At 53.9% G+C, this 13,346-nt stretch carries 13 protein-coding genes and 2 pseudogenes; 6 read left to right on the top strand and 9 right to left on the bottom strand.

Annotated features, from left to right (window positions below; all coding sequences use genetic code 11):
* Positions 1–51: 51 nt before the first annotated feature.
* Positions 52–360, bottom strand: a pseudogene (locus tag AFK63_RS21590) (MFS transporter); the annotation flags it as partial.
* Positions 361–362: 2 nt separating this feature from the next.
* On the opposite strand from AFK63_RS21590, the pseudogene AFK63_RS20160 reads away from it, so the two are divergent.
* Positions 363–563, top strand: a pseudogene (locus AFK63_RS20160) (LysR substrate-binding domain-containing protein); the annotation flags it as partial.
* Between the two features lie 1,025 nt (positions 564–1,588).
* On the opposite strand, the gene AFK63_RS04270 reads toward AFK63_RS20160, so the two are convergent.
* The 4 genes from AFK63_RS04270 to AFK63_RS04255 are packed head-to-tail and all read right to left on the bottom strand — an operon-like array spanning position 1,589 to position 5,576.
* The gene (locus AFK63_RS04270; protein WP_038861445.1) at positions 1,589–2,587 is read right to left on the bottom strand and encodes a transketolase family protein; all 999 of its coding nucleotides are present in this window, start codon (positions 2,585–2,587) and stop codon (positions 1,589–1,591) included.
* Between the two features lie 10 nt (positions 2,588–2,597).
* Entirely contained in the window at positions 2,598–3,431 is an 834-nt protein-coding gene (locus AFK63_RS04265; RefSeq protein ID WP_038861443.1) for a transketolase, read from the bottom strand.
* A 15-nt stretch (positions 3,432–3,446) separates the two neighbouring features.
* Positions 3,447–4,196: an SDR family NAD(P)-dependent oxidoreductase gene (locus AFK63_RS04260; RefSeq protein WP_038861441.1), complete on the bottom strand. Its 750-nt coding sequence runs from the start codon at positions 4,194–4,196 to the stop codon at positions 3,447–3,449.
* A gap of 51 nt (positions 4,197–4,247) precedes the next feature.
* Positions 4,248–5,576, bottom strand: coding sequence for an MFS transporter (locus AFK63_RS04255; RefSeq protein WP_038861439.1), 1,329 nt, complete (start codon positions 5,574–5,576; stop codon positions 4,248–4,250).
* 238 nt (positions 5,577–5,814) lie between these two features.
* On the opposite strand from AFK63_RS04255, the gene AFK63_RS04250 reads away from it, so the two are divergent.
* From AFK63_RS04250 to aqpZ, 5 genes are all read left to right on the top strand, one after another.
* Complete coding sequence (locus AFK63_RS04250; protein ID WP_038861436.1) at positions 5,815–6,735, top strand: LysR substrate-binding domain-containing protein; 921 nt, start codon at positions 5,815–5,817, stop codon at positions 6,733–6,735.
* A 337-nt stretch (positions 6,736–7,072) separates the two neighbouring features.
* On the top strand, positions 7,073–7,306 hold the full coding sequence (locus AFK63_RS04245; protein ID WP_038861434.1) for a hypothetical protein: 234 nt from the start codon (positions 7,073–7,075) through the stop codon (positions 7,304–7,306).
* A gap of 159 nt (positions 7,307–7,465) precedes the next feature.
* On the top strand, positions 7,466–7,900 hold the full coding sequence (locus AFK63_RS04240) for a hypothetical protein (protein WP_038861431.1): 435 nt from the start codon (positions 7,466–7,468) through the stop codon (positions 7,898–7,900).
* A 12-nt stretch (positions 7,901–7,912) separates the two neighbouring features.
* Positions 7,913–8,461, top strand: a complete 549-nt coding sequence (locus AFK63_RS04235) for a hypothetical protein (protein WP_236613094.1) — start codon at positions 7,913–7,915, stop codon at positions 8,459–8,461.
* Positions 8,462–8,706: 245 nt separating this feature from the next.
* On the top strand, positions 8,707–9,402 hold the full coding sequence (aqpZ, locus tag AFK63_RS04230) for an aquaporin Z (protein ID WP_038861427.1): 696 nt from the start codon (positions 8,707–8,709) through the stop codon (positions 9,400–9,402).
* 119 nt (positions 9,403–9,521) lie between these two features.
* Here the strand turns inward: aqpZ and AFK63_RS04225 are convergent, their stop codons facing one another.
* From AFK63_RS04225 to budA, 4 genes are all read right to left on the bottom strand, one after another.
* Positions 9,522–9,881: a putative T6SS immunity periplasmic lipoprotein gene (locus AFK63_RS04225; RefSeq protein ID WP_038861425.1), complete on the bottom strand. Its 360-nt coding sequence runs from the start codon at positions 9,879–9,881 to the stop codon at positions 9,522–9,524.
* 111 nt (positions 9,882–9,992) lie between these two features.
* A complete protein-coding gene (locus AFK63_RS04220; RefSeq protein ID WP_038861423.1) occupies positions 9,993–10,763 on the bottom strand; it encodes a (S)-acetoin forming diacetyl reductase in 771 nt (256 codons plus the stop codon).
* 20 nt (positions 10,764–10,783) lie between these two features.
* Positions 10,784–12,463 (bottom strand): acetolactate synthase AlsS, encoded by a 1,680-nt coding sequence (gene alsS / locus AFK63_RS04215; protein WP_038861422.1) that lies wholly within the window; start codon positions 12,461–12,463, stop codon positions 10,784–10,786.
* Between the two features lie 21 nt (positions 12,464–12,484).
* Positions 12,485–13,264, bottom strand: coding sequence for an acetolactate decarboxylase (gene budA / locus AFK63_RS04210; protein WP_038861420.1), 780 nt, complete (start codon positions 13,262–13,264; stop codon positions 12,485–12,487).
* Positions 13,265–13,346: the final 82 nt, after the last annotated feature.

The following is a 13,346-nucleotide window of genomic DNA, read 5'->3' as shown; positions in this document are numbered from 1 at the left end:
CGCCCTTTCTGTCATTTCTGCATGCCGCTTTATGCCAGGCGCGGAGTGATATTAATCAATAACAGACTTATCCGGCTTGAGAGGACGTTTAGCCAGTTTTCGTTGCAGTATTATGATCATTACCGGATATCCAGATGCGGTTAATGCGCTTATTAACAGCAGTCGGTTTACGTTTTCCGTCGTTACCCCCTGTTCAGGTAGTAATAAAGAAGACAAAAAGAATGCGAGAGTGGTTATCAGGTACATTATTGCGGTTTGCAATGAAGTAAAACTGGCCCGTTGCTCATCCTCTGGATAATGAATAGCCACCGACGAAGCGGAAACAAGCCGGCTATATGAGGCACCAAGAAATAACGTGATAAGTCGGTTTTGCCATTCTGTCGAAACACGCCTGCCAGCCGTACATTAACGATGGACGATTAATTGAGATTCAATCAGAACACCCGGCAGCCCCGTTGCAGTTGTTCGCCGTTTATTCAGACAGACGTTACTTGCTCGCCAAAACAAGGGCGCTTATTGATTTCATGCATCTGAGGTTGAGCAATCTCTCCTTAGCAACCTGAGGCAGCAAGGTAGCCCTGGCGCGCTGAGCAGGCGCAACGCATCTCAGCTTCGCTGAGAACGTCAGCGATTCGCGGGACGCGTCCCTTAAAGCTCTGCATTGTTCGCCCGCAACTCGCGCCCCCTGCCCTTCACTTAACCTTACTTACAGTGTGGTTAAACTTTTTTACAAATCCACGGCTACGCTTAAGGCGGCTTTAGTTCTACCCAATCCTTTTGTAACGATTATTGCTTCATCCCGGCAGAGTATCGCCGGGTTTTTTTATGCCTGCGCCACCGCGACCGGATAATGTTGACGAACAAAAATCAGCCCTCTTTTTTGTAAGGTCGTTTGTAAGAATCCGCATTGCCTCCTACACTTTTTTTACGTCACGAATTTTCAAAGACGGCCGGGCGCCCCACCTCTGGCGCGCTTTTCGCATAACTTAATAACAAGAAACATGATTTATGGATTGGAAAATAGTAGATACGTTAGCAAGCCCCGACACAGGCACCACATTCACGCTCGTAGAGACCCCTTACGGGCTGCGTTACATCCTCTGGTTTAAAGGCGATTATTTCCTGCGGCGAGGCGAGATCCTCTCAACATGTAACGAGGGTTTACGGGTAGATGGCCGACTGCGGGCGATCTCCATTATCCACGCCGCGCCTTACAGTGGGCGGCTTTGGCAAAACCTGGCCGAGAAAAAAAACTGCCCCGGTAACGCTGGCGAAACCACCGGAGCATGCCCTGGCGGCAAACGCTGTCTGTTTAAGCTCTGCCCTTATGGATTAAGAGAATATCCGCAAGAGAGTTATTATATGGAAAAAAATAACTACCCCCAAAGCGGTGGGTTTGAGCGGTTACAGGCAGGCGACTGTGGGCCCGGTTACCAGCGTTAGGGGCGCAGGCAGGCCGATATCGTCAGTAAAGTAAACGCCGCGCCGGGCAAGCCCGTCGTCAGGCAAACAGGCCGCTATCCACTTTCAACCACCAAAAAGCCCACCCGGAAGCGGTGGGCTTTTCAGTTTACTTATGCATGAGCCGTTACAGGCGCGACTTGATTTTTTGTACCATCATGGCGGTCGAAATGCCGTAGCGATCATGCAGCGTCGGCAGCGCGCCAGCCAGAAGAAACTCATCGGGCAGGCCAACAGTATCGAGCTGAGCGCGCACGCCGCGACGCATCAGTAATGCGGCGACCGCCTCGCCAAGCCCGCCGACGGCGCTATGGTTTTCCGCCGTGATCACCAGCCGTCCAGGCTTTGACGCCTGCGCGACAATCGTCTCTTCATCGAGCGGTTTGATGGTCGGCACATGGAGCACCGCGACGCCGATATTGTCCTTGCGCAGCTGCGCCGCAGCCTCCAGCGCGCGCATGGTCATGATGCCGGAGGAGATAATCAACACCTCGTTGCCCTCCTCCAGCAGCTTCGCCTTGCCCACCTCAAACTGGTAATCATATTTATCCAGCACCACCGGCACTTTGCCGCGCAGCAGGCGCATATAGACTGGCCCCTGATGGTCAGCGATGGCGGTTACCGCCTGCGCGGTATCCAGCGCGTCGCAGGGGTCGATAATAGTCATGCCCGGGATGCCGCGCATAATCGCGAGATCTTCCGTCGCCTGGTGGCTCGGGCCATAGCCGGTCGTCAAACCCGGTAGCGCCGCGCAGATTTTCACATTCAGATTCTCTTCAGCAATGACCTGATGGATAAAATCATAGGCGCGCCGGGTAGCGAAGACGGCGTAAGTGGTCACAAACGGCGTAAAGCCCTCTTTCGCCATCCCGCCCGCCGCCCCCATCAGCAACTGCTCCGCCATACCCATCTGGAAAAAGCGTTGCGGAAACGCGTTAGCGAAAATATGCAGATCGGTGTATTTCGCCAGATCGGCGGTCATACCGACAATTTTCGGGCGCTGCTGCGCCAGGTCGACAAGCGCATGGCCGAACGGCGCGGCACGCGTCTCCTGGCCCTCGTCAGCGATGGAGGCGATCATGGCGGACGTCGTCAGACGCGGTTTGGATGTCAACGTATTGCTCATGGCATATTCCTCAGGGTTGGCTGGCGTCTAACACGGCGAGCGCTTTCTGCCATTCATCGGCATCCACGCGGATAAAATGGTTTTTGTCGCGCGCTTCAAGGAACGGCACACCTTTGCCCATCAGGGTGTCGCACAGGATAACGCGCGGCCGATCGCCCGGATGCTGCGTGGCGTTGTCAAACGCGGCGATGACCGCCGCCAGATCGTTGCCGTTCACCCGCTGCACATACCAGCCGAATGATGCCCACTTATCCTGCAACGGCTCGAAGCCGAGAATTTTCAACGAATTACCGTCCGCCTGCTGACGGTTGATATCCACGAGATTAATCAGGTTGCCGAGCCCATGGTGGGCTGCCGACATCGCGGCTTCCCAGGTGGAACCCTCGTCCAGCTCGCCATCAGACATTGAGTTAATGACCCATGCCGGGTTGTTTTTCTGCCGCAGGCCGAGCGCCATCCCAACGGCGATACTGAGCCCCTGCCCGAGCGACCCACCGGAGATCTCCATACCTGGCGTATAGGTCGCCATACCGGACATCGGCAGGCGGCTCTCATCCGCACCGTAGGCTTCAAGCTCCTCCTGAGGAATAATTCCCGCCTCGATCAGCGCCGCGTAATATGCGATAGCATAATGCCCGTGCGAGAGCAGAAAACGGTCACGCCCTTCCCACTCCGGCTCCTGCGGGCGAAACGACATGGTATGCGCGAAGGCGACCGCCAGCACATCGGCATAACCCAGCGCCTGGCCGATATAACCCTGGCCCTGAACTTCGCCCATTTGCAGGGCGTAGCGGCGAATGCGCCACGCCGCCTGGGCCACTTTTTGTAATTCTGTCTGTGACATCGTAAGGCTCCGCGCTTAATGAATTAACATGCCGCCGTTCACGTCGAGCGTGATGCCGGTGCAGTAAGAAGAGAGATCGCAGCCGAGGAACAGCGCGGCGCGGGCGATATCCTGCGCGTCGCCGAGGCGGTTAAGCGGAATACCCGAGAGGATATTCTGGCGCATCTCGTCGGTAAGCTTGCCGGCGGTGATATCGGTCTGGATGAGGCCCGGCGTGATGGCGTTGACGCGCACATTATCCGGCCCCAGTTCACGCGCCATGGCACGTGAGAGCCCCAGCACGCCGGCTTTAGCGGCGCTGTAGTGCGGGCCGCCGAAAATCCCGCCGCCGCGCTGGGCGGAAACGGACGAAATACAGACGATGCTGCCGCTTTTTTGCCGACGCATGGTGGGGATCACCGCCTGAGACATTAATAATGTGCCGCGCAGGCTGACATCCAATACCGCGTCATAATTCTCGCGTTTAATATCCATCAGCCTGAGCGGCTGGGTAATACCCGCGTTATTCACCAGCACGTCCACGCGGCCATATTTCCCAAGGATCTGCTCAATGGCGGCATTGACCTGTAATTCGTCCGCCACGTCGGCGGCAAGGCCCAGATGCCGTTCGCCAAGCGAAGCGGCCGCATTCTGACTACGGGTAATATCGAGATCGATAATCACCACCGTGGCGCCCTGGTCGGCAAATAATTTTGCCGTGGCAAAACCCAGACCACGTGGGGAGGCCGCGCCGGTAATGACGGCGACTTTATCTGTTAACAGCATGTGTGACTCCTGGTTTTCTATGTCCGAGCCGGAATAAGACGTCGGGATTAATTAACGGGGTTCATCAAGCAGCGCGATAACTACTAATCCCACCGCCGCGCAGGCGCCGAAATAAGTAAATACCGCATTGAAATTGCCGGTTGTGTCGAGCAGAAATCCGGCCACCATCGGGGAAACAAAACCACCCAGATTTCCGCCGGTATTGATTATCGAGGCGGCAATGGGGTAGGTTTTGGCGTCCGCCACAGCCATACCGTAAGCGGTAAAGGCAGGCCAGCCAATATTCAGACAGAGCCCAACCATAAATAAGCCAACACAGACCGCAGTGGTGCTCTGCGCAATATTAAGCATCACCAGCATCATTAACAGGGTCGCGATCGCAGTAAACATCATGGTCGGTTTACGGCGGCGGCCTAATAGCTTATCGGAAATATAACCACCGCCGATGGCGCCAATAAATCCACCGATGCAGGGCATACTGGCCACCAGCCCCATGCTTAAAAAGTTAAAACCTTTCTCTTTAACCAGGTAGAGCGGGACCCAGGTTAATAAACCATATAACACACTGACCATCATAAAATAGGCCAGGCAGTCGCCGAGAATATTACGCGAGGTAAACAGGCCTTTTACCGTTTTTATCGGCTCGCATGGCCGTACGCGGATAATTTTATCCAGCAGCGCGAATTTAGGATGTAAATCGATATTCTCGCGCGCCGTGTTATTTTCCTGACGGTCAGATTCGATAAATTCGCGCTCGTTTTGCGAGACAAAGCGGCTCTCCCCCGGTGATGAGCGCACCAGCAGATACCAGGCGATAGCGATAACAATCCCCGGGATCGCGAAGGAATAAAACACCCAGCGCCAGCCCCAGGTCACGGCAATCCACACGGCGAGCGGGGGTACGATAATTGGCGCGAACATGGTGGCGGCGATATAGACTCCGGTGGCGGTCGCTTTTTCTTTTGCCGGGAACCATTTATTAATGGTAGAAGCGAGCCCCACCGGGCACGGCCCCTCCGCCACGCCAAGCCCGAGGCGAATAATCTTCAGGCCAAACACTGAACTGGCGGTGCCCATCAGCCAGGTAAAAAACGAAAAGCCGAATACCGACAGCGCCACCATCCCCCGAATACCGCGTTTCGCAATAAAAAAACCGGCGGGGATTTGCGTCAGGGCATAGCCAAGAAAAAACATGCTGGCAATCGCGCCGGCTTCGAAATTATTAATATGGAATTCATCAATAATAAAAGGCAGCACCGCGCCAATATTGGTGCGATCCGCATAATTAATGGCATAGACAACGAATATTAACGCCAGTACGACGAAGCGATAATTTGTCGACTTCCTCTTTACGTAACTTGCAGATTGTATTTGGCTCATATTTCGTCTCGTAATCGGTTAAACGGACATGTCGGCTTCTGTTTTTATTCTGTCTGGGGACTATAGCGGACACCAAAACAATGAGAATGCAATTCTCCTCAATAGCTGTTGAGAAAAATTTGCTTTGTGATATACCTGTCGAAATCCGCCGAGTGAAAATTTAAAAGGCGGGAAAAAAGGCTGCGCGGGATCACACTTTTGTTTTTTTGCGTCGCATGACGTTTTAACAGGAGGCCCTATGGCACCGGAAAGCAAAAAAATATTACCCGTCCCGTCGCTCAGGAATATCCAGACATTTCTTGAGGTGGCAAACGCAGGCAGCATCAGCCAGGCAGCGGCGTTGCTGAACGTCACGCCGTCGGCGGTAAGCCACCAGCTCACCAGTCTTGAGCAATTTATCGGTAAGAAACTACTGATTCGCAACGGCAACGGCATTGTGCTCACGGCGGTGGGCAAAACCTATTATCAGGAGATCTCTGGCGCGATTAATACGATTGGCCGCGCGACAGATCTGGCGATTAACGATATTCACCACGATATTCTCCGGCTGCACTCATCACCGAGCCTTGGACTGCTGTGGCTGATGCGTCGCCTGAATAAATTCAACGCTGCCCATCCTGAGATTCACCTTAATCTCACCTGCTCTTATGAAAATCTTCAGTTCACGCGTGACAATATTGATATCGATATTCGTCACGGCTATCCCGACTGGCCGACGTTGCAGGTCCATTCGGTAAAAAATGAAAAAATGGTGGCGCTGGCGACGCCGGAATATCTGTCGCGCCACCCGGTGAGCACACCGGACGATCTGCTCAACCATACGTTAATCCACTCCTCCAGCACGCTGATTAACTGGAACGCGTGGTTCTCGTGGTTCAACATTCCCGCCAGAGAGAAGAACTATATGTTCAGCTTTGATCGCTCTTATATGAGCTTCGAGGCGGCGCGCATGGGCATCGGGGTGATTCTTGAGAGCAACCTGCTGGCAAAGCACTACCTTAACGAAGGGATTCTGGTACCGGTATTCGGCGAAGCGTGGGCGCTGCCGCTTAGCGCGCACCATATCGTGCTGCCGCATGCCAGCCAGCGTAAGCAGAAAGTGAGCCTGTTTCTCGACTGGTTCAGCCGCGAACTGCAACAGGAAGGGTTCGCGCTCTGAGCGCAGCAAAAACGGTCTCTCCCGCAGCGGGAGAGTCGCAAAGGTTAACTAAACACCATACCGCTGTCGATGAGCAGCGAAACATCGCCGTGTATTCATCACCAGGGAGCTGGTTACGCCTTGCAGACAAGTAACAACTTTATCCGTACGTTCCTGTTGGCAGAAAAAGTCGCAACCGTTTTAAGTACTCCCGGAGAACCTTCTTCCAGGCAGCGTGACGCTACATAGCCCGGCCTGTTTTCATCGACCATAAAACTAGTTGCGTATTAATCGTCCCCTATAAAGGCCAGGAAATGATAAAATTGTCTTCTGACGGATTAGATGAAGGGATTGATACATGCGCAAGAAAAAAATCAAAGTCGGTGAGGGAACGTGTAAACTCACTTTGATGACAAGCCGTTTTGTTGACTCGCATATTTTACCGCGGGCATTGACATTCATAGGTAAGAAAGGGGAAAAAGCGTTACAAGTCCAGAAGGATGCACCTGTATTAAAAAGGTTTCAGGGCTGGTACGATAATATGCTTTGTACCAGTAAGGGTGAGGAAATACTTTCGCAAATCGATAATTAAGCAATTAAATTGCTTCGTAAGAATTACCTCGTCTGGAGCGGCTGGCCTACGATCGCTGATGGTATTCCATGTGATCCGTCACAACTTAGTGGTGATCCGGGTAAAACGCAAGTCCGAACTATAGAGGGTGTTAACTTTCTTCCTTTAAAGGTGTTCTTCATGAGTATTTTATGGCGTGCAGCGGCTTCAACCAGGGAAGATATGCAAGAAATTATGTTATCAGATAATTTATTAGAAAAATTGCGTCTGGCAACATTAAAGCAAGATCCACTGGCGAAGGTTGATTTTCCTGTTTTCATTTACCAACATAATACTCGCGGTCACCTTCACAACCTTACTCCCATAATGGAAAGTATGGTATTTGACTTTCCGCCTCCTTATGAAAACAGAGAATACCAGTTCTGTAGAATCTATATGGATGGTTTAGTCGCCTATATAGCGTTAGATGCAGATGAAGCGCTTATAAAAAATATGGGCCCTTTGATTTTAGACTCTCATGATACATTGCTTCTGATAGCGATACCTTTCGACGAATCACGCTCACTACGTAATTTGAAAGCGCTGTTATCAAGCGTAAAACGTCAGAACAGGTAATGGGAGTTAATTATGCAGAAAAATCTTCAGCAATTAAAAAACAAACTCAGCGAGGGGCTTAACCTCTACCTTAAACAAGGTTACATAGACCCTTATTATATCAACTGTGACTGTATTGATGAAGGCGCAGAAGAGGCCGCTCATTACCTGAGTGAGCTTGATGCGATCGATGAAGCGTCCTCTGCATTTTTCAGGAAGAAAATAGTGGAATCGGCCTTTATGCAAAATGGATTATTCAAAGCGCATTGCCTGGGCGATCTGCTTTTATCGGATAAACACAGAGCCTGGGCGGTGGACTATTTAATTAAAAATCATCACAATTTACTGTCAGAGCCCCTGAAAGCGGCAATGTTCTATTTCTTCTGCGCTAAAAACGATCCTTGCGATCATGATGTTGTTCCTGCGCAGTTAATCACAGGGTTGAAAAATCGTTACCAAAAGATTATGGAAGAGAACCCGGCATCTCGTTATAAGGGTTTGTCTGCATATGAGCTCTTAACCGATGGTGAGCTGTCTGCATTAACTGAAGAATATAATGCTTTCTGTAAAGCTTACCCTTAATAGACATTATTGAAAAAAGAGATTAATAACGAGTATAGACTCACCTCATCTACATTCAACGCTTCCCCAACAACGCCCCAACAGAAAATTCATTTTTCTCACGCAATTTAATCATATGCATACAGAATATAACATTCTCGTCCTTTTTAAGAACAGTGCCCGGTTTATTTATTACGTTCAGAAGATATGATGTCCCGCCGTTATATAACCACGTAATAATGATAGTGCATACAAGGAAGATAAAAATGTTGAGAAAAAATGCGGCTGAGTTTTTCGGCACATTCTGGCTGGTATTCGGTGGCTGCGGGAGCGCTGTACTGGCCGCCGCTTTCCCTGAACTGGGCATTGGTTTTACAGGGGTTTCGCTTGCGTTTGGTCTGACCGTCGTGACGATGGCTTATGCCGTAGGGCATATTTCCGGCGGGCATTTTAACCCTGCCGTCACGCTGGGCTTATGGGCCGGTGGACGCATTACCTTTAAGGACGTCATTCCTTACATCGTTTCGCAGGTGATCGGCGGTATTGCCGCGGCAGGCGTGCTCTATGTCATCGCGAGCGGCAAAGCAGGCTTTGACGCTGTCGCCAGCGGTTTCGCCGCAAACGGCTACGGCGACCACTCACCGGATGGTTACAGCCTTACGGCAGCCATCCTGACTGAACTGGTGCTGACGGCCTTCTTCCTGCTGATTATCCACGGTGCCACTGATAAAAACGCGCCGGCGATATTTGCGCCGCTGGCGATTGGTCTGGCCCTGACGCTGATTCATCTGATCAGCATTCCCGTCACTAATACGTCGGTAAACCCCGCGAGAAGCACGGCAGTCGCTATTTTCCAGGGCGGCTGGGCTTTAGAGCAATTGTGGGTGTTCTGGATAGTCCCGATGGTGGGTGGCGTAGTGGGCGGTCTTATTTATCGTTATCTGTTGCAGAGTAAAGACTGATTCATATTCTCTGCTGCGGGTATGTCCGCGTTAGCGACCAGCCCCGAAGAAACACTACACGTTTTTATTTTAAAGCCCCGAAAGGGGCTTTTATTGTTGGGGTTTTCTTCTGTGCGAATTCATGGCAGCGAAAAGTTCACTTCAACAATACGCTCGCGTTCCTGGTGCGGATTATCCAGGCTGTAATACACCACATATTTTCTGCCGCTTTCGAAATGATAACCCAACGTCGGCAGGCATTTGCCAGTCTGCGGGTAAATGGCAGGCGCTTGTACGATTTTATGAAAATTTCCACCCCCTGCGGCGTTATCCGCAATCTGGATGGACGACAGGCGATCCCCGGCCGCCACGCGGTAAGTTATGCATGGCGTGTGGCGGGTCAGGGTCACCTGCCCCACCTGCACATCCGGTAACCGATCGCCGCAGCCAGCGCAGCCGGACAAAAACACCATCGCACACCCCAGAAAACCCTTTTTCATTTTTGCCTCTTCCGATAACGATGCTCAAATACTGGCATACCCGCGCCATAAAAAAACCCACCGCATTAACGGTGGGTTTTCGGACATGCCGAAAAAGGTAGATGATAAGGATTAACTAAATACCATGCCGCCGTCGATAAGCAGCGACTGGCCGGTCATGTAGTCGGAATCGGGGCCGGCCAGGAACGAGACGCACGCGGCGACATCTTCCGGCTCGGAGAGGCGGCCCAGCGTAATGCGTTTGGCGAATTCCTCCGTGCCGTAACCGAGCGGTTTGCCTGCAGCTTCGGAGATCTGGCGATCGATTTCCGCCCACATCGGCGTTTTCACAATGCCGGGGCAGAAGCCGTTGACGGTGATGCCGAGCGGGGCTAAATCGCGCGCGGCGGTCTGGGTCAGGCCGCGCACCGCGAATTTACTGGAGCTGTAGACCGCAAGTTCCGGGTTGCCGACGTGGCCCGCCTGCGAACAGGCGTTGATGATTTTCCCGCCGTGACCTTCCGCTTTGAAAGCCTCAATGGCCGCCTGCATACCCCAGATAACGCCTTTAACATTGATGTTATAGACCTTGTCGATAACCTCTTCGGTTATCGTCTCAATCGGCGTGGACGGCGCAATGCCCGCGTTGTTGACGATAACGTCAAAGCCGCCGAGCGCCTTACGGGTCTGTTCCACCGCCGCGAAAACCTGATCGCGTCGGGAGACATCCACCGTCACCGCTACCGCGCTGCCGCCCTGCTCGTTGATTTCCTGCGCCACGGCATTGGCGGTTTCGGCGTTGTAATCGGCAATCGCGACCGCAAAACCATCTTTCACCAGGCGCAGCGCGATGGCTTTGCCTATGCCCTGCCCTGCGCCAGTCACCAGTGCAACTTTTTTCATAATCCGTTCCTTTTGGTAAGTCAGAGAATCTGGCTGAGATGGAGCTGTCCCATCAGCAGCGGGTTATCGCTGTAGTCGACCGGAACGGCGACCACCGCCGGCCCGTCGACATCCATCGCGGCGCGCAGCGTCGGCTCCAGCGCCTCGGCGCTTTCCACCGCGAACCCGGCGGCGCCGAAAGCCTCTGCATAGGCTTTGAAATCCACTGGCCCGAAGTTAACGCCGGAGAGCCGCTGATATTTTTTCTCTTCCTGGATAGCCACCATGTTGTAGGCGTTGTCCACCCAGATGATGTGCAGCACGTTGGCTTTGAGACGCACGGCGGTTTCAAGCTCCATGCTCGATTGCAGGAACCCGCCGTCGCCGGACACCGACACCACTTTACGGCCCGGCTCCACCAGCCAGGCGCCGATGGCCCAGGGCAGCGCCACGCCCATCGTCTGCTGACCGTTGGAGATCATCACCTGACGCGCGCGGAAGCTGTAGAGATAGCGCGCAATCCAGATATGGAAACTGCCCATATCGACCGTCAGCGTCACGTCGCTGTTGATGATGTCCTGCATGACGCGCACGATCCGCAGCGGATGCAGCGCGAACTGGTTAAGCTGCGCCCCCCGGCGCGCCAGCAGCTCGCGCTGGTTCTGGCGATCGATGAGAATTTCTGACGCCCGGTCGCTCAATACCAGCGGCTGCGCGATGCGCCCGGCAAGTTTTTCCAGCGTGCCGGCGATATCGCCCACCAGTTCGATTTCCGGCGAATAGTGGCTCTCTTCATAGGCAGGCAGCACATCGATATGCACCAGCGTCGCCTTGCCGCTGTTCCACATCGCGGGCTCATATTCCACCGGGCTGTAGCCGATACAGATAATAAGATCCGCCAGATGCAGCAGCCGGTCGCCCGCCTGGTTATTAAACAGCCCGACGCGGCCCGCAAAGCGGGTGAAGTGCTCCTGATTCACCGCGCCCGCCGCCTGGTAGGTGCTGGTGACGGGAATATGGCTTTTCTCCAGCAGACGGTGCAGCGCGCGGCTGTTCTCCGGCTGGCTCGCCATCAACCCCAGCAGGATCACCGGGTTTTTGGCGTTACGAATAAGCCCGGCGACATGGTCTATCGCCGCGTCCGGCGCCGGGCCGAACTGCGGCGCTTTGCCCGCGGGCAGAATGTTGCCTGTCGCAGGCAAGTCGACGATATCCTGCGGCAGGCTGACAAAAGCGCTGCCCGGACGGCCATGCTCCGCCACGCGAAAAGCGTTGGAAACCACTTCCGCGATGGCGTCGGAGGAGGAAACTTCGACCGCGTATTTGGTTACCGGGCTGAACATTGCCACGGTATCCATGCTCTGATGCACCTGGCGCGCTTTATCGGCGCGGCGCACGGCCCCGCCGAGCGCGACCACCGGGTCGCCTTCACTGTTGGCGGTCGCCATGCCGGTAATGAGATTACTGCATCCTGGCCCCGAGGTGACCAGCGCCACGCCCGCTTTGCCCGTGATGCGCCCGACGGCAGCGGCCATAAACGCCGCATTGGCCTCGTGGCGCACCGGGATAATCTGGATAGTGGAATCCAGCAGGGAGTCGAAGACCTTATCGATTTTCGCGCCGGGAATGCCGAAGACCTGTTTTACGCCCTGGGCTTCAAGCTGGCCGACCACCATGTCGGCGCCGTGCGCCCACTGGCGCACCCGGTTTTCGTTGTCCATGATTTTTCCCCTTTCAGACTGTTAGTTTTCAACCGAACGGATGGCGGCATCGAGATTGTCGGGATGCAGATTGGCGTTAAGAAACGCCGGGTCTGACGGCAGGTCGATCATCAGCTTGTGGATCTCGCCAAAGGTGAGCACGCCGTGCTCAAGCTGGTAATCGAGCAGATGCCCGCCGCCCTGGCGGTCGTCCGTAATGAAGTGTTCGTGGTAACCCGCAACGTTGATGCCCTGCATATGCTGCGGCGTGCGAAAGCCCACCAGCACGCCGTCGCGACCGTCGAAGCGGAACACTGGCTGGTCATCGAGCACATCGGTCATGGCGCGATACGGCGGCGTCTGGCGCGGCACAGTACGGGTGTGAGCATGGCGGAAATGCCCATCGATGCGCAGCGCGCAGAAGACGTTGTCGGACGGCACCTGCCGGTCAATGACGTCATGAATTTGCTGGCGGCTCATCGGCCGGTCGAAACGCTGGCGATAGTGCGGCTTAAACCATGTCATGACGGCGAACGGCGTTTTCTGATCGGGCTGCGCCTCGCGGGCGCTGCCGTCGGCGCGCAGCTGATGCACTTCATGGCTGAAGGCGATCAGTTCGCCGTCGAGTTCGTTAAAGGTGCCGAGGCCAAAATCGCCTTTAGTCAGAAGATCCGCGATGGTGGTGTTTCCTTCATAAACGCCGCTCAGTAAGGCGCTCATCATGGATGTTTGATATATCACACATTCTGTATCTTTATCCCGCAGCGCCCGCACGGTTTCCAGCAAGATTTCCTCGCAAGAACAATCGGTTGCATGGCTCATTGCACTAATCCTCACTCATATTCCGTAAGAAAGATTAATCAAATGTTGACCCGATTCAGCGTGCGGTTCCAATATAGAAAGC

Source organism: Cronobacter muytjensii ATCC 51329, from assembly GCF_001277195.1.
In the GTDB taxonomy this organism is placed as follows: Bacteria; Pseudomonadota; Gammaproteobacteria; order Enterobacterales; family Enterobacteriaceae; genus Cronobacter; species Cronobacter muytjensii.
This window is presented reverse-complemented; position numbering and strand designations above follow the sequence as displayed.